The 24,943-nt window shown below is 36.7% G+C and carries 20 protein-coding genes and 1 pseudogene; 3 read left to right on the forward strand and 18 right to left on the reverse strand.

The features are described 5' to 3' along the window. The 5 genes and pseudogenes from AB3I72_RS13085 to AB3I72_RS13105 form a co-directional block, all read right to left on the reverse strand. Positions 1–1,012: pseudogene (locus AB3I72_RS13085) on the reverse strand (restriction endonuclease); the annotation flags it as partial. An 18-nt stretch (positions 1,013–1,030) separates the two neighbouring features. Next, positions 1,031–4,696, reverse strand: a complete 3,666-nt coding sequence (gene brxC, locus AB3I72_RS13090) for a BREX system P-loop protein BrxC (protein ID WP_078122584.1) — start codon at positions 4,694–4,696, stop codon at positions 1,031–1,033. 11 nt (positions 4,697–4,707) lie between these two features. Next, positions 4,708–5,298 carry a DUF1788 domain-containing protein gene (locus AB3I72_RS13095; RefSeq protein ID WP_002397584.1) on the reverse strand — a complete coding sequence of 197 codons (591 nt, stop codon included), beginning with the start codon at positions 5,296–5,298 and terminating at the stop codon, positions 4,708–4,710. Positions 5,299–5,301: 3 nt separating this feature from the next. Continuing rightward, positions 5,302–5,904 carry a DUF1819 family protein gene (locus AB3I72_RS13100; RefSeq protein ID WP_078122583.1) on the reverse strand — a complete coding sequence of 201 codons (603 nt, stop codon included), beginning with the start codon at positions 5,902–5,904 and terminating at the stop codon, positions 5,302–5,304. A 259-nt stretch (positions 5,905–6,163) separates the two neighbouring features. Then, positions 6,164–7,069 (reverse strand): EcsC family protein, encoded by a 906-nt coding sequence (locus AB3I72_RS13105; RefSeq protein WP_002397582.1) that lies wholly within the window; start codon positions 7,067–7,069, stop codon positions 6,164–6,166. A gap of 182 nt (positions 7,070–7,251) precedes the next feature. Here AB3I72_RS13105 and AB3I72_RS13110 point away from each other — a divergent pair, with 182 nt between their 5' ends. Further along, complete coding sequence (locus AB3I72_RS13110) at positions 7,252–8,691, forward strand: helix-turn-helix domain-containing protein (protein WP_179114996.1); 1,440 nt, start codon at positions 7,252–7,254, stop codon at positions 8,689–8,691. A gap of 5 nt (positions 8,692–8,696) precedes the next feature. On the opposite strand, the gene AB3I72_RS13115 is transcribed toward AB3I72_RS13110, so the two are convergent. The 8 genes from AB3I72_RS13115 to gst all read right to left on the reverse strand — a co-directional run bounded on the left by AB3I72_RS13115 (position 8,697) and on the right by gst (position 18,243). Beyond that, on the reverse strand, positions 8,697–11,249 hold the full coding sequence (locus AB3I72_RS13115) for a cation-transporting P-type ATPase (RefSeq protein WP_078122580.1): 2,553 nt from the start codon (positions 11,247–11,249) through the stop codon (positions 8,697–8,699). Positions 11,250–11,540: 291 nt separating this feature from the next. After that, positions 11,541–12,803, reverse strand: coding sequence for a serine/threonine transporter SstT (gene sstT / locus AB3I72_RS13120; protein ID WP_002355037.1), 1,263 nt, complete (start codon positions 12,801–12,803; stop codon positions 11,541–11,543). 128 nt (positions 12,804–12,931) lie between these two features. Beyond that, a complete protein-coding gene (locus tag AB3I72_RS13125) occupies positions 12,932–13,315 on the reverse strand; it encodes a potassium channel family protein (RefSeq protein ID WP_002355036.1) in 384 nt (127 codons plus the stop codon). A gap of 102 nt (positions 13,316–13,417) precedes the next feature. Next, the gene (gene truA / locus AB3I72_RS13130; protein ID WP_002355033.1) at positions 13,418–14,158 is read right to left on the reverse strand and encodes a tRNA pseudouridine(38-40) synthase TruA; all 741 of its coding nucleotides are present in this window, start codon (positions 14,156–14,158) and stop codon (positions 13,418–13,420) included. 111 nt (positions 14,159–14,269) lie between these two features. Then, positions 14,270–15,937, reverse strand: coding sequence for a DNA-binding protein (locus AB3I72_RS13135; RefSeq protein WP_368023993.1), 1,668 nt, complete (start codon positions 15,935–15,937; stop codon positions 14,270–14,272). 264 nt (positions 15,938–16,201) lie between these two features. Next, positions 16,202–17,128 carry an anti-sigma factor gene (locus AB3I72_RS13140; RefSeq protein WP_078122577.1) on the reverse strand — a complete coding sequence of 309 codons (927 nt, stop codon included), beginning with the start codon at positions 17,126–17,128 and terminating at the stop codon, positions 16,202–16,204. A gap of 2 nt (positions 17,129–17,130) precedes the next feature. Beyond that, complete coding sequence (locus AB3I72_RS13145; RefSeq protein ID WP_002383292.1) at positions 17,131–17,595, reverse strand: RNA polymerase sigma factor; 465 nt, start codon at positions 17,593–17,595, stop codon at positions 17,131–17,133. 138 nt (positions 17,596–17,733) lie between these two features. Then, complete coding sequence (gene gst, locus AB3I72_RS13150) at positions 17,734–18,243, reverse strand: DinB family glutathione transferase (RefSeq protein ID WP_078122576.1); 510 nt, start codon at positions 18,241–18,243, stop codon at positions 17,734–17,736. 332 nt (positions 18,244–18,575) lie between these two features. Here gst and AB3I72_RS13155 point away from each other — a divergent pair, with 332 nt between their 5' ends. Next, positions 18,576–19,979 (forward strand): dicarboxylate/amino acid:cation symporter, encoded by a 1,404-nt coding sequence (locus AB3I72_RS13155; RefSeq protein ID WP_256856959.1) that lies wholly within the window; start codon positions 18,576–18,578, stop codon positions 19,977–19,979. A 97-nt stretch (positions 19,980–20,076) separates the two neighbouring features. Here the strand turns inward: AB3I72_RS13155 and AB3I72_RS13160 are convergent, their stop codons facing one another. Beyond that, on the reverse strand, positions 20,077–20,919 hold the full coding sequence (locus AB3I72_RS13160; protein ID WP_078122574.1) for a hypothetical protein: 843 nt from the start codon (positions 20,917–20,919) through the stop codon (positions 20,077–20,079). A 47-nt stretch (positions 20,920–20,966) separates the two neighbouring features. After that, positions 20,967–21,446 carry a 23S rRNA (pseudouridine(1915)-N(3))-methyltransferase RlmH gene (gene rlmH, locus AB3I72_RS13165; protein WP_061100903.1) on the reverse strand — a complete coding sequence of 160 codons (480 nt, stop codon included), beginning with the start codon at positions 21,444–21,446 and terminating at the stop codon, positions 20,967–20,969. Between the two features lie 400 nt (positions 21,447–21,846). Here rlmH and AB3I72_RS13170 point away from each other — a divergent pair, with 400 nt between their 5' ends. Next, the gene (locus AB3I72_RS13170) at positions 21,847–23,145 is read left to right on the forward strand and encodes a S1C family serine protease (protein WP_002368406.1); all 1,299 of its coding nucleotides are present in this window, start codon (positions 21,847–21,849) and stop codon (positions 23,143–23,145) included. Positions 23,146–23,191: 46 nt separating this feature from the next. On the opposite strand, the gene ytpR is transcribed toward AB3I72_RS13170, so the two are convergent. The 3 genes from ytpR to AB3I72_RS13185 form a co-directional block, all read right to left on the reverse strand. Continuing rightward, on the reverse strand, positions 23,192–23,812 hold the full coding sequence (gene ytpR / locus AB3I72_RS13175) for a YtpR family tRNA-binding protein (RefSeq protein ID WP_368023994.1): 621 nt from the start codon (positions 23,810–23,812) through the stop codon (positions 23,192–23,194). A gap of 210 nt (positions 23,813–24,022) precedes the next feature. Then, positions 24,023–24,478, reverse strand: coding sequence for a universal stress protein (locus AB3I72_RS13180; RefSeq protein ID WP_002385249.1), 456 nt, complete (start codon positions 24,476–24,478; stop codon positions 24,023–24,025). Positions 24,479–24,625: 147 nt separating this feature from the next. Further along, positions 24,626–24,940 carry a thioredoxin family protein gene (locus AB3I72_RS13185; protein ID WP_002355015.1) on the reverse strand — a complete coding sequence of 105 codons (315 nt, stop codon included), beginning with the start codon at positions 24,938–24,940 and terminating at the stop codon, positions 24,626–24,628. Positions 24,941–24,943 lie beyond the last annotated feature (3 nt).

A 24,943-nucleotide genomic window follows, 5' to 3' on the forward strand; every position in this document is an offset into this window, starting at 1 on the left:
TAACATTTTTATCTTTACGTTCATCTTGAATTTGTAATTGTACATTCTCGGGTTGTTCTGCTGTCGGTAAATAGTATTTCCAACCAAATTCGTCTGCAATTTCTTTTTCTGTACGTGTTTCAGTAGGCATTGCTAGTTTTTGATCAATATAATAACGTCCAAGTGAATTTTCAACCATATACCTCACAATCCAATCGGGCGTAAACAATTGAGTTAGCGCAGGAATTTCATCTGCACGGCTTTTCCGTTTCTTCTGCGCTTTCATTGCCTCAGCTTTCGGCTCAGTATTGTAGTATTGATACATCCAACCAATAATTTCGACTTGTCCTTCTTTACTGACGTCAAAGTCTTCTTCTGGGATTGATAGTAAGCTTGCAATAACACCATTTTCATCAATATAAGAAATCGTAAACAAAAGCTCAGTATAGTCGTCAATTTTTTCAAAAAGGTCTGGCAGTAACTGATTCAAACTATTGCATTGTTTAATAAATACTAATTGGTAAAGTTCGTCTACAGCTGCTGCTGAGTTATCTGACATTAAATCCACTACTCGACTTTTTGTAGCAGGATCCATTTCTGCATATAAGTTTGAACTTAAAAGATTCGTAATAATATCTGGTTCACGAATGCCAGATTCGCTTGATAAGATACGTTGTCGTTCTGGCAAATAATTGTTTACTTCCATGAAACGAATCGCAATTAAACGGTTAAACCATGTATACGCTACCTCTTCAACCAAATTATCAAACGCAATCGCTTTACTTTTCTTTTCGCCTAAATCAAGTTGTTTCTCTCTTGCTTTTAACGCTTCTACTAATTTTGTACGATTTATTACATCTTTTCCTGTGTAACGTTGTTTACTTGAAGAGATTGTAATTGTGTCATTCCCTAATTCTGTGACAGGTTCGATATTACTTTCAGTTATGCCTAGCTTAGTCAGCTTATTGATAACTCCCTCACGAAGTTTTACACGAGATTCCATGGCGAATTTTTTAATTGCTTTTTTGTCCATTTATAATGCTCCTATCGCTTACAATAAAATGTCTAGTTCATTATCATCATTTAATTTTGCTAATAATTCTTGTTTTAGTTTATTCACGAAGAGATCAATGTCTTCTTCCGATTTAATCCGTTGACGAGAACTGATTAATTCTTTTACATAAACATTTTCAACTTTCTTAACCGGTGTTACAGTTATTACGTCAGGTATTTTATCTGCCATAGAATTGGTATCCTCATCATAGTTATTGCTGATGGCTATACTGATTTTTTTGGCCTCTTCTTCACGACGATAATTTTCCTCAGTTGTAAATTTAGCTGTGAATTTTCGCTGTAAAGGTTCAGCTTGCGCTTGAATTAATATGATCTCATCAAACGTTTTTGCAGTTGACAATTCATCATTTAATTTATCAAATTCTTTGATTACGTCATTTCTAAAGTCATCTCCAAAATTACGACGGAGCAAATCTTCTAATACTGATTCTTTAATGACATTTATCTGACTAGTCGCCTTATCTGACTTAGCTTCCATAAATTTCATGTACTCTATTTCAAATTTACTATTCAGTTCACTTAATCTCGGAATATCTTTATAGGGTGCCGCTTGTTTTCTAATAGATTTCATCTCAGAAATAATTGTATTCATTTCTTCTGTAGATTCTTTGATTTTACTATCTTCTATGCGACCGATGTAATCTCTCGTTTTATCCCAGATGCTTTTCTGAGAACTTGTATGAAAACTATGGATGTCTTCGTAATCCTCAGCCCAGTCCAATAACTCTTCTTCTCTATTTTGTAATACTTCAAAAAATGATTTTGTATCTCTTGCATTGATTACCTGATCCAATACTTTAATGGCTTCCACAATTTCGTCAGATTGAGGATAATGATGACCTGAAGTATCTTTAAAACGTTGTAAATCACGAACCATGTGTTGTGCTTTTTCATTAAAGCGTATACGTGTTGTATCATCATTTGTTTCATCAACAATATTCCGACTATTAAACAGTTCTTCTCCCAAATTGCGCACCATTTTTTTCTGGAGATCATTTGATTTTTGACGTAGTTCAACACGAATTTTTTCTGGAGATTTACGATCAAATATTGCTTTTGAAATCTCATTTATATCAGAGTTAGTATCTAATGGAATGCCATTTTTAAATAAACTAATACTTCCTTCTTTAAACAATCTGGCAATAGCCCATTCTAAATCTTCATTTATGAAACCATATGGTTCACGATTAACATAATTATCTCGCAACGTTTTCATTGTAACTGTGAGATTTTGATTGTGTTGTAATTGAATGAATCGTTTTACATCATCTACAATATTTTGGTTTTCTGTATATGCTACAAGAGTCGTACCATTATCTTTCAACAAACTATTAATGTCTGATTCGGAAACAGCAGCATCCACCAAATCATTTTTATGATAGACTAGCTTTGCCATTTGCTGCAACGCATCATTCAGTCTCACTTTGAAATCGGATCCAGAAACCTCTAACTTACTGTTATTAAAATAGAAGGTCGCTTGTTTCAAAAAATCGTTTAATTGAGAATTAATTGATTCCACTAGTTCTTGATTTTCAGCTGTTTTTTCGGCTTTTACCGCCGCGAAATTCTTAATTGCACTTGAAACATTCGCCGTTGTAATATATTTTTCTACCTTAAGATAAGTTTGAACATGATTCATAAATTCTGTATCTACTGGAAGATTTATCAGCATTTGATTCTTCGTACTTGTTAAAATTAATTGTGGCTCATTATTCCACAATTCATTATAATATGGTGTGATAATTTTTACTTCTAAATTCGGATTATTATTTTTGCGATAAGCATAATCATCAACGTAAAAGTTATACATAAAATTATAGCGATTTTCAAATGCACGTCCTGAAGCATTTGCATTTTTATAAGAAAATGAATTACGACCAACTTTATCATCTAAAATATCTCGAGCTAACCTATCCTCAACGTCAGTAGCACTTAAATCAATATGATTGATTAAACGGGTTACCTCTTGCTCTTCATCTGTTTGAAATACATAATTTTGTAAATTTTGACGAATTAAATTTTCTTTTATTAATATTTTCAAGGCTAATTCTACTCTCTTGCGAAGAGCTAATTTATCTTCGTTTACACGTCGAACCATTAAGTTTGTAATGTTATTCAATGTTGGTTTAATATTTTGATCTACATATTTAATCATAAATAACACTTTTAGTACTTCTACATTAAATAGGTCTTTTCCGTCTGAGACAATGTTTGTATTTTCTTCTGCTTGTTTAATAACTTTAGCATTTTCTGTTTCATTTAGCCATTTTTCTAAAGAAGGATAAAATTGATCTAAAGATACTAACACATCGCTGTCGTTATCCGCATTTCGCTCCGCTGTTTCTTTAAAGAACGCAAGTAGTGATCTTTCCCCACGAGATAGATTGGCTCCTTGAATTGAATGTTTTGAAACTTGTGTCAGGATATTCGCTAACAAATTGAATTGATATGGAACAAATGGATAAACATCTGCATAATTTTTAGCAGAGTTGTATAATTTTAGTTCAGGACTATCTTCAAATATTAGCATCGATTTGATGTTACTTTCGTGATTAGGATAATCTGCTTCTAAGTATTGTTGTCCTGAAATGTTTTTTGCGAGAATACGTTTTTGGATCACTTCATCGGCATTAGCAGAAGATAATGATAAAGTTGTTTCGAAACGACCTTTAATTTTTGAAAAATCTAAAGCTGCTGAGCCAGCAATATCTGTAATTGCATCAATAGCTTGTTGACTTGTTACAATCACCCATGCCTTACCACGTGATTTATTGCCTAGCTCTTCAACTATTGTTTGCAATTGCAATGTTAAATCACTGTTTCCACCTATATACTGCCCAATTTCATCAACTAAAAAAACAATATGCTCATTGTTCCCTTTTGATTGTAAGTACTCCTCAATCATCACTGCAAATTCTTCGATACTAATAATATATTCAGATTCTAGCTTATTAAACCATGTTTTTGCTGCATCTTCAGTCATATAACCGATACTTGACAGAGCATTCACCATAGAATCCTGGATGAAGTCCACTTCATGACGTTCATTAATCCAATCAAGTCCATGTTCAGCTTTAAAAGCTTCTTTAAATTCATTATATTTTCCATCTTTATCTAAACGACGTTCCAAATCAGCAACTTTTGGATTAGTGGAATAACCTAGACTATTATTAAAAACTTTCAAGAATACATTTACTAGACTATTTTTCCCCTCTATCCCTGTTTGATGCTTAGATTCAACGTTGAAAAGTATAACGTTTGTTGGCGTTTTAACCGCTAGTTCCATATCGGCAATTGTCATTGGATCTTTAATCTTGCGAGTTAATTCGTCCCCCTCGGTAAAAAAATCAAATGCTGTTTTCCCATTTATTTCTTTATTTTCAAGAATATAAGAAAGAATTTTTAAGAAGTGTGATTTACCTGAACCAAAAAAACCTTGTATCCAAACACCCATTTTACTAGTATGACCATTGATGCCTTGTTTATAGGCATCAAAAAACGTTCTAAACTGACCTTGTAACTCTTTAGTAACTACATATTCATCCAACTCTTGATAAACTTGCTCTTCACTAGCTTGTGAAGCTGTGATAACTCCTTCAATATTTCGATGGATATCTTTTTGGAACATATCATTAATTTTCATCTTCAACTCTCCTAATCAATTCTGAAAGCTCTATAATAATTAGCATCACGATTTGTATCTAGTATTGTTAAGCGTAATCGATCATACTCGCCAGGGTACATCATGATAACTGGACGTTTTGTATAAACAAGGTGCATTTTGTTTAAAACAGAATGGGCCCTTACTAGTGGATAAATTTCACCAATTCCAGTTAAAATAACTACTGAATTATCTTTCACTCGTTGTCTAATATAATCAGTAAAATACATTTCAGCATCATCAAATTCTTCCATTTTCAATAGACGGTTAATACGTGTTGCTACAAACATAATTCCATGTTTTTTCTCCCATTGAGCGATAATATCGATATATCTTTTCGATTCCAGTAATTCCATCATAATTTCATAGAGATTGAATACTTGAAGTGTGTAGCCATCATTCGCTGGATAATTTTTTGCTTCTAAATGATTAATATATTCTCGAACTAGTAACTCATTTTTGGGGCTATAATCGAAAATGTAGTAGCCAATCTCGTTACCTAGGCCTCTGTTAGCTAGGAAATCATCCGACTTTAGCAACCGCTCCAGGACATCAAAGCGCTCTTCTATTGTTTTCTTTTTCATTTGTCAAATTCCCCCCGTTATCGCTTTAGCAATATCTAATCGATTGATAGCTTTTAACCACGATAACACTCTTGAATCCACCATTTTTGGCGTAATAATTTCTATCCCTTTATCTTCACGAATTAATCCTGATTCAAGAAGATAGTTCCTATAAGCACTACCTAAACGACTATACGTATAAGGTTTCCAACTAGCAACTATTTCATTCGTTCTTTGCTTCTCCGAGAAAAACTGTTTATAATCCGTTGTTGTTAATTTTAAGATGCCCTTTTGTATTTGAGCTTGATAAACTTCTAACATAAATTCCAGAATCAAATCATTCAATAATAAAACTGAAATTAGTACAACAATCTTTTGGTTATCTATATTTAAATTAGGAAATAATTCTTGCATTTCTTTTCCTAATACATTTATACGTCGCTTAGCAGCATTGTATGTTTCGTTTGATCGACTGCTACTAGCAGCGCCAAAAATATTGATTTCTTCACTTAATTTTTTTATTTCTTGATGTGTTTTACCTTCATTGAGCATTTCTATATATTCTTTAGTCTCATAAAACCAGAATCGCTGTGAGACTAATCCTGCACTATATATTTTTTTCGACATCTTGTTCTACTCCTTTAGTAACGTTTACAGATATCTCTATTGTCTGAGATTATCTGTAGAGCTAAATATCTTTAATTCACTTCTGATTTCAAGATGTTGTCCTCTTTCAAAACTAACTATTACTTTTATGAAGTCTACCTCCAAAAGATAGAAATTTTGAACTTACACAGTACCTCAGTGTAAGTGTAATGAATTACCCCAACTTTTTCAATAAAAAATGGAATCTTTATTGAAAAGATTCCATTTTTTATTGATTAAATTATCCTTCTTGTATAATCGTTTCTTTTAGCTTTATATATTCGGCTTCTGTCAAAATCTTTTTCTCAAATAAGGCATGTGCTCGCTCTAGTTTACTAAAAATATCGTCCGCATGTTTGGCTGTTTCTGTTTCAGGTTGTTCTGAAATAACTTCAAAATCGGCTTCTAAAATTTCTAGATCTTTTTCTGCATCTTCTTGAGTATAGCCTATGTTTTTACTTAATTCATCTTTTAACCTCATAGCCATTGGTTTCATAGAGGCATAATTAATGCCACCAGAAACAACGCCGCCTAAAACGGGAATTGCTTTAGAAACACCTTTCGCAAAAGTTGATTTTGTTAATTTTGCCCCAAAAATAGCTAATATTTTTTTCAATATTGGATAATAGAAAGTTTTCATTAGCGCCTTCTGCGGGATTTTCTTTACAGCTTGGATAGATAAACGTTTAGACAAAATCCGAACGACCGAACCAGCTGACGTTACCCCTAACATGATTCCCAAGTATAAAATCAGTGTATTTTTGGCTTCTTCTGTCAATTCATCTTGATTGTTCCATAAATCATGGTAGCCATAAATATAAGAAATTTCTTGCGCTAATTTCAAAGAATAGCCATAGAATTGCGCAATATCTGCGGGAATGGTAGCTGCCATAGCCAGACCACCTGGAATTCCTGTCGCAAATGAAATTGCGCTCGACTGCATAACTGCTTGGTTAATACATTTTTGGGCAGCTCGGTCTAGTTCTTTTTTTGATAAAACTTTTTCTGGTCCGTCATCAAATAATTCTTGTACATTGTCCACTTTATCTTGAAACATTTTTGTCAAAAAAGCATTTCGATTCACTTTGACACCAGGTAATTTTAACGACTCATTCACTACTTTCAACGCTAATACTTCTTCTTCCAACTGTAGGCCTCCTATTTTTACGCATAAATTCTCTTACAGTGTACTCCTTTTATCTTTCAAAAACAACGCTAATTCCTTATCGAAAAAAGATTACGAGGAATGACGATTCGCTTCTTTTTTTAATTGACCAATCCCCTTTTTATCCGTATTCTTAAGCAAAAGGAGGTTTTGCCATGTACTCCATGTTAAAACGTGTGATAACGGAAAAAGATTTGCTTCGGCAAATTCGTTTGTTGGAACAGTTATTAAATGTTCCACAACTGACAGCGAAGCGTTTAGCCACGCAAATTCAAACGACAGAGCGAACCGTTTTTTCGGATTTACAGTATATTCGCAGTCAATTACCCGCCGACTGGTCCATTGAAACCGATAGCAGTGGTATTCGGTTACGCAATCAGGGGAATGCGCAAACCAATGAGCTTTGGTCATTATTTTTACCTCAATCCATTAGTATTCAGCTATTAAAAGAGCTACTATTTACGAAAGAGTTGGTGACAACTTCTTTTTTGAGCACTAGTGGTGTTTCTTATGAAACTTTGAAGCGACATATCAAAAAGATGAATCTGGCCTTACGTGATTTTCATTTAACGATTCAGCTAACCACAGCCACCATTCAGTTAATCGGGGCAGAAAGCAATATTCGGATTTTTTATCATCGTTTGTTGGTGCCTTTTACTCATAATAATTATTTTTTTGACGATTATTCGATTCATGAGGAGCATTATTTTCAATTTTTGAAACAAGTTTACAGTAGTGAGTTGACGGTGGAAACGGAAGAAATTTTTGGCGCTTGTTGGTTTTTTATTAACACGATTCGCAACAAAGCCAATTGCCGAGTGAGTCAATTTTCTTTTGATTCAAAAGATGTCTTGTTTCAACTTTATCAACCGTCCTTGGCAAAGCTTTATGCTTCTGAAGGCATCTATTTGCAAGGAGAAGAAAGTTTTTTTGCCTTCTTTTGTTTCTTAGAAAGCTGGAATTACGATAATGTCTATGGCGAAACGTTGGCTTCTGCGCTCCACACTCATTACAGTCAGCTGCGAAAGTCGTTACAACAGTTTGTCACTAATTTGTCCACTGAAGAAGCCTGGCCTGATTTAATCCAAACAAATTTATTGGATAATCTGTTATTGTTATTCATTAAATATACCGAGTCCCCAACACTTTCTGAGCAATTTCAATTGGAATATCAAGAATTAATGACCGAACAAGCTGCAGAAGACCTTGCGTTATCAAAGAGCAACCAAGAACTTTTGGAGATTTTATCTCGCTACACCACGATTGAAGAACCGACTTATTTTCTTAGTTTGGCTTCTTTGTTAGAAAAACAAGCCAGTTATTCCATTCAGGCGCAAACGATGACTGCCTATTTCCTCTTTCAAGGGGAACCTGCTTGGAAAGCTTTTTTACAACAAGAATTAGCTGCTTATTTAGGTACTCGTGTGAAATTACAAGCTATTGAATATGTGGAACTAAGCCAGTTGACGTTAAATGAAGCCGACATAATTATTTCCAATTTCCCCTTGGATCATCTTGATCTTCCTGTCTTTTATCTCTCTTTAATTCCAACAAAAAATGAACTCCGCCGACTAGCAGAGCTCACTCTTCATTCTTATTTTTAAAGGAACTAGCGAGGACATTCGCTAGTTTTTTGGCTTTCTTTCGTCATGAATCGTTTGGTTATATATTTTTCCCCTTCAACAAGGAAAAACAGACTCACAACATGGACGAAAATCATTGCTAATTGAAGGCCATTTAAAGAAGTTGTGCCAATTAATTGCTGCGCTACTGGCCAGTAAACTACTAGCGCTTGTAGTAAAAAGAGGATTCCTAATGAAGCAAACAACACTTTATTTTGGAAAAATCCTGTGCTTAACGACGGATCAACCAACTTACGACAGTTGATCATATACGCTGCTTGCGCTAAGACGATACTTTGTAAGAGGAACGTTTGCTGTAAGGCTTGGCCCTCAAATTGTAACGCCATGAGGTAACCTGGTACCATAATGAGTACCGACACATAGATGATTCTAAAAATACTGTACTTTGTTAAAATGCCTTCGTTGACATCTCTTGGTGGTCGTTTCATGGTATCAGCACTCGCTTTTTCAAAACCTAATGCATAAGACAAAGTAATCGTAGTTACCATGTTTACCCATAATATCTGGACAGGTGTCAACGGTAGAGGATGATTCATTAAAAGCGCCCAGACAACAATTAAACCTTGTGCTAAAGAGGTTGGCAAGAAGAAGGTAATCGTCTTTTTCAAGTTATCAAAAATGCGGCGTCCTTCTTTCACGGCTTTAGCAATCGTATGGAAATTATCATCTGCCAAAACCATATCTGCGGCTTGTTTGGTTACTTCACTTCCTTTAATTCCCATGGCAATTCCGACATCGGCTTTCTTTAGTGCTGGCGCATCGTTCACGCCATCGCCGGTCATCCCGACAATTTCACCATTGTTTTGTAAAGCCGTGACAATTCGTAATTTATGTTCTGGCGTCGTTCGTGCAAATACATCGACTTTTTGAACGTGCTGAGCTAATTCTTCATCTGACATAGCATCAATTTCTAATCCTTCAAGGACTTTTTTCGTATGCTTTAAACCAACTTGCTCGCCAATGGCTTGCGCTGTATCTTTATGGTCTCCGGTAATCATTTTGACGGAAATACCTGCTTCTTGAGATTCTTTGACGGCTTGAATGGCACTTTCTTTTGGCGGATCGATGATGCCTGCCAGTCCAGCAAACGTCAATCCTGACAATGTTTCATGTGTCAGTTCCTGTTGTGACGTAACTGTCTTATAAGCGAAACCTAATACCCGTTGTCCTTTTTGCGCTAATTGCGCAGCTTGTGCTTGCCAAGCACCTTTTTGATTATCAGATAACGTAGAAAGTTGTAACAATACTTCTGGCGCACCTTTGACATAAATAATTGAACCTTCTGCTTGCGGATGGCGAGTGGCCATGTATTTATAACTTGAACTAAACGGAATTTTCTTTTCTACAGGGCGTAAAGACAGTTGATCCTGATCAACATATTGTAGTAAAGCTAACTCGGTAGGATTCCCTTGCAAGTCGGCGATTTTTTGTTGGTCTTGTAATTTCAATTCTTGACAGTTGGCCATAATCTCTTTGACAATGGCCATTTCTTCAGTCACTACATCCATTACCGTCATTTCATTTTTAGTTAGCGTTCCTGTTTTGTCTGAACAGATAACTGTCATTGAACCTAATGTTTCAACGGAAGGCATGCCTTTAATAATCGCATTTTCTCTAGCCATCTCATGAACACCCATCGATAAAATCATCGTTAACACAGCAGGTAAGCCTTCTGGAATCATTGCTACAATTAATGCAATCATCGCAGAAAATAAGAGGCTCCATTCCATGCCATGACGAAAAGTGGTAAAGAAAATCAGAAACAAGATCAAGACCATAATCCCTTGGAAAATTTGCTTGTTTAATTGGTGCATTTTCCGTACGAGCGGCGTTGTTTTTTGATCTACTGACTGCAACGCGTGATTAATTTTTCCAACTTCAGTGGAATCTCCTGTTTCTACTACAACACCTAAGGCCGAACCTGCTTGGACAAGTGTTCCTGAAAAAGCCAAATTCTTTTGATCGCCTGTTGGCAATTCTTCATTCAAGGAACCGGTAATTTTCTCCACGGCTTCTGATTCGCCTGTCAAAATTGATTCTTCAATCATCAGATTATGAACATCAAATAAGCGCAAATCTGCTGGGACTACATCGCCAGCTTGTAACGTGACTACATCTCCCAGAACCAATGTTTCAGAAGAAACGGTTGTTTTTTGTCCATCAATTAGAACGACTGCCTCTTGGCCCATCATCTGTTTCAGGCCGTCTAATGATTCTTCTGCTTTACGCTCTTGCCAATAACCGACAAAGCCATTGACAAGTACCACTAGAAAAATGATACTTCCTTCGACCACTTCGCCTGTGGCAAATTTTAGAATTGCGGCAGCGAGTAAGACCACCATTAGTAAATCTGTAAAATGTTTGGCTAGCTTTTGCCACGTTTTCAGTTGTTGTTTTTCTTCAATTTTATTTGGACCATTCGTTTGTAAACGTTGCTGACGTTCTTCGCTAGAAAGACCCGTTTGCTTCGTCTTAGTCTGCTCGATTACTTTTGTTGAGGAAAGTTGATACCATTTCATTTCGTGTACCTCCTATTTACTTGATACCTTTATTATAGAGAGGATTTTCTTCATAAAATGGTCGATAATTTCAGTGGCCCCTGAAAAAAATGGGGCCGAGATTATTAAAGAAAAGAGCCTGGGACAAAAATCACTTTGGATTTTTGTCCCAGGCTTAAAAATTGATAAACGGCGGGAACAGAAGCAACTCCTTCGGAAATAAGCCGAAATTCTCCAAAAATTATAGAACAATTTTCGGAAATTCCTTCTTATTTCTCGGAGTTAAACACTTCTGTCCCGACCTCCTTTCTTTTAAATATTTTCTTGTTCGACCACCAATTGACTTTTGCCAATTAATGCTTTGACATCAATGATTTCACCATTTTTACGTCGGTCTGCTAACTCAACTGAGGTGGTAAACAACAAGTCACTAGAAGAGTTCAACGCAGTTTCAATGGAATCTTGGACTACGCCGACGATAAAGCCAACGCCGACGACTTGCATGGCAATGTCATTGGAAATACCAAACAAACTACATGCAAGCGGAATTAACAACAAGGAGCCACCAGCAATTCCTGAAGCCCCACAAGCAGAAACAGCGGCGATGATGCTCAACAATAATGCTAAATAGATTGGTACGGACATGCCTAATGTGTGGACTGCCGCCAATGTCATAATAGTAATCGTAATGGCTGCGCCGCCCATATTAATCGTTGCGCCTAGCGGAATAGAGACCGCATAAGATTCTTCATTTAAATCCATTGCTTTCGCCAATTCCATATTAATGGGAATATTGGCCGCAGAACTGCGTGTAAAGAATGCGGGAATCGCACTTTCCTTTAATACAAAAAAGACTAACGGATACGGATTTTGCCGAATATTCCAAAAAACAATCGCTGGATAAACGACTAAAGCAACCACGGCCATCGTACCAATTAACAATAATAGTAACTGACCATACTTGGCTAACCCTGCAATGCCTGTGGTTGCCACCGAATGAAACACCAAACCTAGAATTCCAATTGGCGCAATGCCGATAATCATTTGAACGACCGTGGTAATCCCTGTTGAAAGATTGGCAATCACATCCTTGGTAGCGACCGAACTTTGACGTAGCCCAATGCCGATTAATGAGGACCAAAATAAAACAGATAAATAATTGCCTTCAATCATCGCTTGAATCGGATTTTGGACAACGCTTGTTAACACATTACTTAAAACATCACTAAGTTGCGTTGGGGCTGCTTGCGCTTCTTGCGCCGCCTCCAAGACAATCTTAACGGGAAACAGATAGCTTGCTGTCACGGCAACAACAGCTGCCAAAAATGTCGCTAACAGATACACAACTAAAATTGATCCCACATATGTTTTCGCCCCAGCCTTTTGTTGGGCCAGCGACGCAATAATTAAGACAAAAACTAAAATCGGCGCAATTGCTTTTAAGGCGCCCACAAACAATTCACCAAGAACGCTGATGAAGGTCCATTCCGGCACCAAGAAACCCAAGGTGGTTCCAATCACAATCCCTATCATGATTTTTTGAATTAACGATAATTTCCGAATCGCTTTGACCATTCACTTCACGCTCCTTTAAAATAAAATACAGTTTGGGACATACTACCATAATTATTAAGATAAAAAAAGAGTGTTTCTCAAAAAACTTTCATTTTTCGAGAAACACTTGGTCAACTCCTCAATTTCGTCTATTTTTCTGAAGACTTTTCCGCTGAATGTTCTTTGTTTTTATGGTGATGGTGGTGATGACTTTGTTTAGAATACAAGTAGGATTTTGCTACGACCGAAATAAACATAGCCATAATCCCCAAGCCTACTGTAGCATAAACCATGGTGAAAATTTTTCCCAAGTCAGTAACTGGATGCACATCTCCATAACCAATCGTGGTTAACGTCATGAAACTTAAATATAACGAATCTAATGGCGACAATTTTTCCACTGTTGAATAAAAAATGGTCCCACTCAACAACGTGGTTGCCAATAAAAAGAACAAGGCACGCGTGTCTTCTTTTTTTAAGATACCTAAAAAAGATGAAAATAATTTTTTGACAGAAATAAGTAAAGATAGCAACAAAATGACCTCTTTCTATTGTTAATCTCTTCTTAACGTTAGCACTTTTCAAAAAAAGTTCAACTTTTTAATTGGTGTGATTAAAGAAAATTTATTTTTTTGTTATTTATAATACACTTCATCTAAAAACAACCCTTGTGCAGGAGCCGTTTCACCTGCGCCTTCTCGGACTTTTGTTGCGAATAATTCGTCAATTATCGCTAATTCTTTGGTGCCTGCACCAATTTCTAAAAGTGTCCCAACGAGGATGCGGACCATTTTATGCAAGAACCCATTGCCCACAAAAGTGAACTGTAACATTTCGCCGTTTCTTTCAATCGTAATCTTTTCAATCGTTCGAGTAGTCGATTTTTTGGTTTTTTTCAATGCTGAAAAACCAATAAAATCATGGGTCCCTATTAATTTTTGGCAAGCTTGTTCCATTTTTTCTTGATCCAACGCTTTGGGAAAGTGAAAACTATGATACCGTTCAAAGGCATTAGGAATTGGGCTATTCCAAACATAGTAGCTGTATTGTTTACCTGTGGCGTTATACCGTGCATGAAAACGTTCAGGCATTTCTGTAACTTCTTTAACAACAATATCGCCAGGTAAATATCGATTTAAAAAGGATAACATTTCGGTTGTTGTTAGTGAACTAGTCGTTTTAAAATTCGCTACTTGACCACGTGCATGTGTGCCAGCATCCGTTCTGCCTGAGCCAATAATTTCAATCGGTTCACCTGTCATTTGTGTTAAAATACTTTCAATTTTCCCTTGAATCGTTTTCTCTGAATTACCTAGTCGTTGCCAACCTGAGTATCTTTTACCATCATATTCAATGGTTAATTTTATGTTGCGCATGGGCGAAGCTCCTTCGTATTCTTTTTCTCTCTTATCATAGCAGAAATAGGTGGATTTTTCTTCTTTTCCAAGAATAAAACACCTCTTTTCCATAGAAAAGAGGTGTTTTATTTAGTTTAATCCTGCAATTTTCAATTCTTCAACATTCGCTGCTTTAGCATTTTCAGTCACTACGGCTTTAAATGTCACTTGGTCGCCCTCTTTTAAGAATAGCGCCAGCGGACTGTTATTAGTCGTTACGCTAAAAATGGTTTTTTCATCTTCTAGTAAAAATGAAACTACCGTTTGCGCTTCCCCAGCTACTACTGAGACACGAGCTACTTTACCTTGCATCGTTTTCAAGTTGGCTTTGTCTGTATTTTCATTGTTACTCCCTTTGGTTACTAACTCAATTCGATAAGCGTCTAATGCGCCTTGTGCCGTGTCTGCATCAATCACAATATCATTATCTACAGCATTTATATAGACATATTTTTTGAAAATCCCTTTACTGTCCATTAACGAAACAATCCACGTTGGCACACCATCAATATTATAAAGGACTGGCATACTAGCTTTCCATTTCTTTTCTGGATAAATTTTTGAGGCGATAGAAATGGCGCCATCACTATCCATAATGCCGACTTTAGTATCACGATAATACGTAACTTGGCCTGTTCGGGCATTGATTAAGGAATAACCTAAAGCGGAATCTTGGTCTTTTTCACTACTTGTAAAGTCCGTAAAATAAAGCAACTGGTTCCCTTCCTTGTTCATCATCGGCGTAATTTGTCCTGATGCATAAATACCATTTTCAGTTGGAATTTTAACATCTTTTTTGGCACCAAACACCGTCTGGTTCCACCAGCCTTGACTGTAACGACCAAAGAATTCATTTAAGCTATTCGCCGCTGAACTAGTAATCGGCGCATCAACGAAACTTGGAGCTTTTTGACTGTCATAAACGTTAACTTCTCCTGTTGTAGCATTCAATACTGCCGTTTTAAATTCATTATAGTGCATGCGACCAGAAACCCCATACTCTTTGTAAAGCGTTTGAATATAGTAAGGATTCCCTTGGTCATCCAGCTCTAAATTGATTGTGCCAGTTGCTGCATAACCTGGATAAGCGGAATAAATTTTTCGTGCGGCATCTTTGCCAAAGTAAGCTGAAGGAGTATAAACAATTGGTTTTTCTACAAATTCTGGCTGTGCGTTGATATCTGTTGCACTAATGATGAAATAGCCAGGTACTTCCCCCAGTTTTAGCCATTTAAAGAAGCCATTAAATTCGACTGTTGCTACATAAACATACTCGCCATTGACGACTTGTGCCGTTATACCATCCAAAGTAAACATATTGGAATTGGGAATGACAGAAAATTTCTGTAACATTTTTCGTTTCGCCGTTTGTGGTGCAATCGCAATGGGTGTTTCTTTCGCCGAAGTTAAAACTTCAGCTTTTTCTTCCGTTTTTAAAGGAATTGTTTGATAAATTTCATCAATGGAAGAAATTCTGGTAATACTACTGACAATGGTCAACAAAATCATTGCCACAACGGCAACACCCAAAATTTTGCCAGACCAGTCTTTGTTAGCCGTTTTGTTGGTATTCTTCCCTACTTCTTTGCGGCCCTTTTGGATACCAGGAACTTCGACTTTACTAGCTAAGCGTGTACTTAATAACACCCCACTAGCAATCACTGCGCCAATCAGATTAATCCATAACACGGTTGAAAGATTTTTACTTGGCAAAGTCACAAATAAAAAGATACCTAACAAGAGCAATTCAATCGCCATTAATAGAATGGTCCCTTACTCTTTTTCCCTTTATTCGCTACAATTTTGGCACCATTCGCAACTAAGATCCCGATACCAAAAAATAACGTTAACCCAATAAAATTAAAAAACATTCACTTGCCCTCCTCATAGATAAGTAAAAAAAGTGCTCCCACTCATTGTAGAAGCACTTCCTGTGATCCATTCTATTATAACGTTTTCTATTTTTACTGACAATATCGTTGAAGCAAAATCAGTCGGAAGGCTTAGAGTTCTGAAGAACGTTTATTTCTCTGGCTGAATATAAGGAACGATAGGTGCGGTCACGCCAATTGAAGCACCACGAACAAAAGGTTCATTTTGTAAGGCTTTGAAATTTTTGGTTTGTCCGGTGAGCATGACTCCCCAAATAGGTAATTTTTCGACTTTTTTATTTTTATTTTGTTGGATAAACTTTTGGCCTTCTTGGTTGTCAGCAAACAACGGGGATTTTTCTAAGGTTTCAAAAAAGTGTTGCTTGTCGTTTTCAGGATCAAATATTTCGTTGTGATCGTCCATGCTTAATTGAAAACCATAAGGCAGCGTACCAGAAGGACCTTCTTTTTCATTAACCGTTTTGGAGTAAACATAGAGCCAAACTAAGTTGACATTGCTCGGTAACATTTTGCGGACTTCTTCATATGGATAAGGTTTATCAAAAGAAATCGCCACTTCCGCTACTTGGTTTTCCATTTTATCTAATTCACTTAATTCGTTTTTAACATCACCATAGTAATTGGTAATCGCTGGGTTATAAAAAGATGCTACTTTCTGCTTGGTTTGTCGGTTGTATTCATAAAAATTCTTAGAAGAATAATAGCTACCAGGATAGACTTCATTCCAGTCAATCGAATTTCTGAAAAAGCTATATCTGCTACGTAAATTACTCCACTCCACCGTGTAACCATCAATATTTTTTGAACGATTGGTCACAACTTCGCCCCCAAAAGGCGAACTATTAGCAATTACTTGGGAATCTAATTGAGTGTTTGGTGAAGCAATCATTTCTTGATCATTAATTACTTCTAGTAGGGTATGATAGTTTTTCGTCGAAAGTTTATCCATTCCCACAAAAAAACCGACAAACAATACGGCAAAACTAACAACGGTTATGGCACCAATCACGATAAATTGTTTTCTTTTCGCTTTACGAATACTTTTTTTTAAATCCACTTCTATTCCTCCAGTTCTTTTTTTAATTTTTGACGTGTGCGATACAATTTTTTGCGAACATTTTCAACAGATAATTCTAAAATCAACGCAATCTCGGCATACGATAATTGATAATAATATTTCAAAAGTAATAGTTCTTGTTCCTCATCTTTTAAGGAATCGATCAATAATAATAACTCTTGCCCTTCCATTTTTTCTATTGATTGTACAGGATGGCTGTTTGCCACAAAAGTGCGTTCTCGTTTCTTTTTTCGATACATCGTAATGTAGTAATTAAATGTTACTCGGAAAAACCACGGGCGTAGATTTTCTGATGTAATTTCAGGTAATATTGAAAAAATCGTTGTATATGTTTGCGACACTGCATCTTGTGCATCTTCAAGACTTGCTCCTCGGCGAATCAAGACTTGGATGACTTCTTGCCCCAAAGAAAATAGTACTTCGTCAAAATTTGCCTCCTTTTTCATCTGATTGCTCCTTTCACTTATACAACGTTTCAACTAGGGAAAAAGTGGACAGTCCTTCGCTCATTATTTTTATGTATTTTTTCTTTCAATAAAAAATGCTCCTGCTTAAGCAGAAGCATTTTTGTTTTTGCTTATTTATCATTTTCCAATGACTAATCTTCGTGTATAAACGGCTTGCCCAGAATGCATCACTGCATCATCAATCGCTGAAACTAAACGCACTTGTCTAGTCACCGGTGGGGTCCAATTTTTATCAATCACGTCTGACAATTGTTCTTCTTTGATTTGGTCTAAATAGCTTTTGGTAAGTGCCACACTGGCAGCCAAATAGTCACTAAGCAATTGCTTTTCTGTCACCACGACTTTCTCCGCTTCCTCTGGTGTGTGATGCCAGTCTTCTGTTTCATCTGGCAAATCCAAGGCAAATTTTTCTGTCCAGTGTTGGCTAAGCCATAACGGTTCACTATGATTAAGTGCGGAAATTTGTAGGTCTAATTCTCTGGCTGTGTGCCACATCAGCCAAGTAACAGACTTGATTAATGGTGCGGGCATCGTGTTTGCTTCGGCAACGGTCATTTGCGCAAGTGTTTCTTCAAAACGTTCATGCGCTCGGTCAAGGGTTTCACTAGAAAGTTGAGTGACTTTCATAAAAATACCTCCTTTGTGTTGGTGCCTGTTCTTTCGTTTCTATTTTCTATTATACTGCAAAAGAATCCGTTGTAGTTCTTTTTTGGCTGCGGTATCTGCGGAAAGGGTAAAGATCATTTTCTTTCTTCAAAAATAACACTTCCCTAAGTAAAAAAGAATTGACAATTCTCTTAGTTTCCCTTAGTATGTGGAAAAGTACCTTTAAGATAGTCCGAGAGGCTAACAAGGCAAAGTTCTGTAAAATTCTGTATTTTTGTATAGTGAATGATACGAGATGTCTTGCCCTTTTTTTGTGTGCAAGGCTTTTTTTGCGCGGTGCTTAATCAATTTATTTGGGAGGCAACAAAGTGGAAAAGAAAAAACGTGAAGTGAAAGGTATCTCATTTACCAAAAAAATGGTGATTTCATTGGTGGGAGGATTAATCGTTGGGCTCGGCTTTTTATTGTTAAGAGAGCACCTTATTCGCAGCAATCAAGGCGCTGTGTGGCAGACAATCAATCAGATTCTTTTCCAAGATATTTCAGATCCTGAAAAAGGACAATCTGCGATTGGGCTTTTCTATATTATTGGTCAACTATTTATCAACGGCCTACAATTAGTGATTGTGCCGATGGTCTTTACTTCAATTACTTTAGCCATTTGTCATATTACCGATACGCAAAAATTAGGACGAATTTCCTATAAAACGATTTTTGGCTTTTTATCGATGTCACTGATTGCTCTATTAACGGCTGGAATTGTGGGCTATAGCGTATATTTAACTGGCGCTTTTAATGTGTCGTTATCTGAAACGCTAGCTCCTGTCGAAGTAAGTACGAGCGGCAACCCATTAATGGTGATTGTCAATGCTGTCACGAAAAATATCGGTTCTTCATTTAGCGACAATGGTGCGATTTTAGCTGTTGTTGTGTTGGCAGTGATTACTGGTTTATGTATTAATGCATTAGGGGATAAAATTCGTGTTTTCAAAAAATTAATTGAAGAAGTCAATGCGATGGTCACGTTATTTTTAACCTTTGTAATTACTAAATTTGCTCCTATCGCCGTCTTTATGTTGTTAGTTCGGACGTTTGCTTCTTACGGGATTGATTATTTAAAACCAGCGTTAGTCTACGTCGTAACAACGACAGCGACGCTCTTAGCCTTTTTGATGATCGGTTACCCATTATTTATCTTATTTGCGACAAAATTAAATCCTGTTCCTTTTATTAAAAAGATTATGAAAGTTGTGGTCTTTGGATTTTCTACTTCTTCTTCGGCAGCCACTTTACCGTTAAATACAAAAACAACGGTTGAAGAGTTAGGTGTCGACAGCGATGTTGCCGCCTTTGTCTTGCCGTTAGGAATGACTATCAATATGAACGGCACAGCGATTATGCAAGTAATTGCGGCTATTTTTGTGGCGGGCGTAGCTGGTTATGAAGTGACACCAGCTAATATTGCCTTGATTGCCATTTTAGCTTTAATGTCATCCATTGGTACACCGGCTGCACCTGGTGCTGGCGGGATTATCCTTTTCACTATTTTAACTGGTTTAAACTATAACAATGAGATTGCGATTGCGACGTATTCATTAATTTTAGCCATTAATCGTCCAATCGAAATGCTCGTTACTAGCCTAAACGTGGTTGGTGATAGCGCCACTGCGATTTATGTCGCACATTCGGAAGATTTGTTGGATGAGGCCACTTATCTGACTGATGTCGCTGACTTGCAAAATGCGGAAGCGGAGTAATTAATGAAAAAGCAGACTTCTTGTATGGAAGTCTGCTTTTTTCGTTATTGTTATTTTGAATATGTTCATTAAAAAATAACTTTTTTAAATAAAAATTCTAGTTATTAATATACGCAACAGCACTACCGCTACCAAACTTAATTCCTGGCAAACATTTTTTATACAAATTGAGCTCTTTTAATGTGTCTTTTCTACTTGATAAAGCTTGGAATGCATAACGAGTCAGGCCATTCTCAAATATTTTTGATTCTGAATACTTTGAAGAAACTTTGTATGCAGCAACAACAGCATTATCCGCTCCAGTGTTAATGGCTATAATATAGCGAATACGGTGTATTTTATCACGACCAATTACCCAGTTACCCAAGGTACGCGATTTCAAGTTATCAACATCACGTAATGTATCATCTAATGGATACTCTTTCGTTTCATCCTTACTAAGGCGAAAAGCATCTCTTACTTTCACCGCTAGAATCAACTCATCTGTCGCTATTTCACTTATTGACATAGGTTGAAAACCAAAACATTCTTCAATGTCTTCCACTAACATAGCTTTAGAACCATGCCCTTTTACTAAGTTTGTCAACGGTAGCCTTTGAATAAGCCGTGCATAATTAATCAACGCATTTTCACTTGCAAAAGCCTCAGCTTCAGATAATCCATAACTAAGTATATAGCTTAGTACTTGCATCCCCAATGCATTTATCTCTTGAATCGTTTTTATTTTTAATGTTCCCGCTGTTTCATCGTTTTTTAATAAATTTGATTGTCGCAACAAATTTAGCGCAGCTTGTCGATGAGCAAAAACACGATTATCTTTCCCTTTACCAATATAAAAAGGTTGGTTGTTTCTTGGATCAACCAAACAGTATACATAATAAATATGCTGATTATCTTTTTGTAACTTATTTAGTGTTGGGGCAGAAAATTTATCTAACATCTATTTTGACTCCTTCTTTCTAAATTTCCGCTTCTTAAACACCGCCCCTACTTATGATAAGGTTCCCCTTTCATAATCCGAAAACTGCGATAAATTTGTTCCACTAATACCAAACGCATTAACTGATGTGGATAAGTTAAGCGGCCAAAAGAAATTTGTTGGTTACTTCGCTGAAGGACTGAATCACTGAGACCTAAGGAGCCACCAATGACAAACGTTAGGTTACTTTTGCCACTAATCCCTAATTGTTCAATTTCTTTTGAAAATTCTTCACTAGATAATTGTTTGCCATTAATGGCTAAAACAAAGACGTATTCGTTGTCATTAATTTTTCCCAAAATACGTTGGCCTTCTTTTTCTTTGACTTGAAGCATTTCAGCGTCACTGAGTTTTTCCGGGGCTTTTTCATCTGGGACTTCAATGATTTCCATCTTGGCATAGCTATTTAAACGTTTTAGATATTCATTAATGCCTTGAATCAGGTATTTTTCTTTCAGTTTTCCGACTGTTACTAGTTTAATTTTCACCTATTCCACTACTTTCTCGTTTTCTCTTCTTTCTTATTTTAGCACGAAGTTTGGCTACTTTCCACAACGTTTCCACATACTTATACACATATACACAGAGTTATCCACAGAACAAACTAAAAAATTACTTTATTTAACAGCTTTTTCAATACAAACACATATTCGCCACTGATTTGTCCACATTATCCACATTCTGTGGATAAATTTTCTAAAAACTGTACACAGAGTTATTCCCGATTTGTTCACATTTTTCTGTGTATAACTTTTTCATTCGTATTTTTTCTGTAATTTTTCCCTAAGTTGTTCATAAAAAATTCAAAGCTATTCGATAGACTAAAGGAGTAGGAAACAGATATACTTAATATAGAAAATTCAGATGCACTTATTGGGAGGTTATTTTATGCAACGAAAAGATGTTACACCTAATTCAGATAAAAAAAGTTTATTGCAAAAATTTGGGATTGGTTTGGCTGGCGGCTTACTTGGTGGCGCCCTTATTCTAGGAGGCGCTTATTCTGGGATTATTCCCACACCCAACGGCGGAAATAATGCGGCGACGACGACATCCACTAACCACGGTGATACAAAAGTCAGCAATGTGAGTTACAATGTTTCTAGCGATGTCACAAAAGCCGTGAAAAAAGTTCAAAATTCTGTGGTTTCTGTCATTAATATGCAAAGTGCTAGCAACAATTCTTCGGCAGATGATCCTTTTGGGGGATTGTTCGGTGGGAATGAAGGTACACAAGACTCTTCCGGCAACAACGGTAACGATTTAGAAGCAGCTAGTGAAGGTAGTGGGGTTATTTATAAGAAAGATGGTAAAACGGCTTATGTCGTGACAAATAACCACGTCGTAGATAAAGCGCAAGGATTGGAAGTTGTTTTATCTGATGGTACCAAAGTGAAAGGCGAATTAGTCGGAACCGATGCTTATACGGATTTAGCCGTGATTAAAATTTCTTCCGACAAAGTTGATCAAGTCGCTGAGTTTGGGAATTCTAGTAAAATCACAGTCGGTGAGCCTGCTATTGCAATTGGTTCCCCTCTAGGTTCTGATTATGCTAACTCTGTCACACAAGGAATCATCTCTTCTGTGAATAGAAATATTACCAATAAAAACGAATCCGGTGAAACCATCAATATTAATGCCATTCAAACCGATGCTGCCATCAATCCAGGAAACTCCGGTGGTCCACTAATCAATATTGAAGGGCAAGTCATTGGCATTAACTCAGTAAAAATTGTGCAATCAACTAGTCAAGTGAGCGTTGAAGGGATGGGCTTTGCCATTCCAAGTAATGACGTAGTCAACATTATCAACCAATTAGAAAAAGATGGTAAAGTGACACGGCCAGCTCTTGGGATTACGATGTCTGATTTAACAGGTATCTCTTCACAACAACAAGAACAAATTTTAAAAATTCCAGCTTCTGTAAAAACTGGCGTGGTGGTTCGTGGTGTTGAAGCAGCGACCCCTGCTGAAAAGGCTGGATTGGAAAAATACGATGTTATCACGAAAGTTGACGGCCAAGACGTAAGCTCTACTACAGATTTACAAAGTGCGCTTTACAAGAAAAAAGTTGGCGACAAAATGGAAGTGACTTATTATCGTGGTTCTAAAGAAATGAAAGCAACCATCGATTTAACCATTGATAAATCAGCTTTAACACAACAAAATAATCGCAGCAATCAATAAAAGAAAGAAACGACCTGTTGTTCAAACAACAGGTCGTTTCTTTCTTTTATTCTCCTACCGCAAATGCAGAACCAACTTCTGCATCAAAAGGCAATTCTAAGATTCCTTTTTTAGCTGGTGCATTTGGTAAACGTAATTCTTTTGCTGAACAAATCATTCCAAAACTTTCTTCCCCACGTAAAACCCCTGGCCAAATCATTAAACCATCAGGCATCATTGCGCCTGGTTTGGCCACAACTACTTTTTGTCCTGCTTTGATGTTCGGTGCGCCACAAACAATTTGTAAGATTTCGCCGTTGTCTACTTCTGTTTGTGTGATAGATAGATGATCTGAATCTGGGTGTTTTTTACATGATTTGACAAAGCCAACCACAATTTTAGGGGTGTCGTCTTTTTCAAGGGTATCTGAAAATCCCGCATCTTTAATCGCTGTATTGACTTTTTCGATTTGCTCGTCTGTTAAAGTTACTTGGCCGGTGCCATTAATGTCGCCTAGAAGCGCTGAAGCATTGAAAATATTCCAAGCTACCACTGTTTCTGGCGCCTCAACTAAACTTACACGTGCCACATCGCCGACACGTTTCACTTGGTTTTCCGCCCCTTGATCGTCCGCAACGATGACAAGTAAGACATCGCCAACGTGTTCTTTGTTATATGCAAAAATCATTTTTGTTCCTCCTCTGTCGTTTTCCTGTCTTATCTTATCAAAAATTGACCCATTGTGCATACTTTTTTGTCGAAAAACTAAAAGACTTGGAAAATATGTCGCTACGACTTATTCTCCAAGTCCTCAATTTTGAGTGACAAGCCGCTGATCCTTTGAAAAAACAAAAGAAACGTAGGGTCAACTCTCTATTCAATCAATAACTTTTTTTACTTATTTTTCTTCAGAGTGAACAATTAAGACATCGCAAGGGGCTTGGCGAATAATGTAGCTACTGACGCTTCCCATGACCACGCGTTCGACTGCGTTTAATCCTGATTGTCCCACCATAATTAAATCAACATTGTATTTTTCAGGTAATTCATGACTCATGACTTCTTTGGGTGAACCAAACATGGTAACTGTTTCAACATTATGAAAATCAACGCTTTCAGCATACTTTTTACAATCGGCCATTAATTCTTCCGCAGCAGCTGTTTCTTGATCAATTAATTGATCATTTAACGTCGAATACCCCATCATTGTATACACTTGATTTTCTAAAATATTTGCAACAATGACTCGGCTTCCATTTCGACGAGCAACCTCAATTGCACGTTCATAAGCTAAATTGGCTTGATCACTACCGTCTACGCCGACAAGAATATTTTTATACATTTGTTCTTCCATTTTCGTCACCTTCCCGATGGAGGCTGATCTAAAAGGCTTCTTTGACTAAGAAACTAGAGTCAAAAATGAATTTAGGACCCTTGCGCAGAACGCCCTTTTGTCCAGCTGATTCTCTCTTAATTTAATGGTTCCTCTGGTTCATGAAAATTAGCCTAAGCTAGTTAAAAATGCACTGATTTCTTCTTTTGTTTTTCGATCTTTGTTTACTAAGCGTCCTAACTCTTGACCGTTTTCGATTACGACAAAACTCGGAATACCAAAAATATTCCACTCGGCAGCCACGTCAATAAACTGATCACGGTCGACTTCGATAAATTGAAACGCTGGAAATGCTTCTTCAATTTCAGGCATGACTGGTTTAATGAAACGACAGTCTCCGCACCAATCAGCAGTAAAGAAGAAAACATTTTTACCTTTTTCAACATAAGTTGCTAGTTCTTCTAATGAATTGGGATAAATCATTTA

It is taken from the genome of Enterococcus sp. GC34 (assembly GCF_040886645.1).
Taxonomy (GTDB): Bacteria; Bacillota; Bacilli; order Lactobacillales; family Enterococcaceae; genus Enterococcus; species Enterococcus faecalis.

Bases quoted from the DNA above. Each gene is read 5' to 3' on its own strand.
- gst (WP_078122576.1), bottom strand. From the start codon at position 18,243: ATGAAAGTCACTCAACTTTCTAGTGAAACCCTTGACCGAGCGCATGAA.
- AB3I72_RS13135 (WP_368023993.1), bottom strand. From the start codon at position 15,937: ATGGCGATTGAATTGCTCTTGTTAGGTATCTTTTTATTTGTGACTTTG.
- sstT (WP_002355037.1), bottom strand. From the start codon at position 12,803: ATGGTCAAAGCGATTCGGAAATTATCGTTAATTCAAAAAATCATGATA.
- AB3I72_RS13100 (WP_078122583.1), bottom strand. From the start codon at position 5,904: ATGTCGAAAAAAATATATAGTGCAGGATTAGTCTCACAGCGATTCTGG.
- AB3I72_RS13110 (WP_179114996.1), top strand. From the start codon at position 7,252: ATGTTAAAACGTGTGATAACGGAAAAAGATTTGCTTCGGCAAATTCGT.
- AB3I72_RS13180 (WP_002385249.1), bottom strand. From the start codon at position 24,478: ATGGAAGAACAAATGTATAAAAATATTCTTGTCGGCGTAGACGGTAGT.
- AB3I72_RS13185 (WP_002355015.1), bottom strand. From the start codon at position 24,940: ATGATTTATCCCAATTCATTAGAAGAACTAGCAACTTATGTTGAAAAA.
- AB3I72_RS13170 (WP_002368406.1), top strand. From the start codon at position 21,847: ATGCAACGAAAAGATGTTACACCTAATTCAGATAAAAAAAGTTTATTG.
- AB3I72_RS13115 (WP_078122580.1), bottom strand. From the start codon at position 11,249: ATGAAATGGTATCAACTTTCCTCAACAAAAGTAATCGAGCAGACTAAG.
- AB3I72_RS13160 (WP_078122574.1), bottom strand. From the start codon at position 20,919: ATGTTAGATAAATTTTCTGCCCCAACACTAAATAAGTTACAAAAAGAT.
- AB3I72_RS13095 (WP_002397584.1), bottom strand. From the start codon at position 5,298: ATGAAAAAGAAAACAATAGAAGAGCGCTTTGATGTCCTGGAGCGGTTG.
- brxC (WP_078122584.1), bottom strand. From the start codon at position 4,696: ATGAAAATTAATGATATGTTCCAAAAAGATATCCATCGAAATATTGAA.
- truA (WP_002355033.1), bottom strand. From the start codon at position 14,158: ATGCGCAACATAAAATTAACCATTGAATATGATGGTAAAAGATACTCA.
- ytpR (WP_368023994.1), bottom strand. From the start codon at position 23,812: ATGATTTTTGCATATAACAAAGAACACGTTGGCGATGTCTTACTTGTC.
- AB3I72_RS13145 (WP_002383292.1), bottom strand. From the start codon at position 17,595: ATGAAAAAGGAGGCAAATTTTGACGAAGTACTATTTTCTTTGGGGCAA.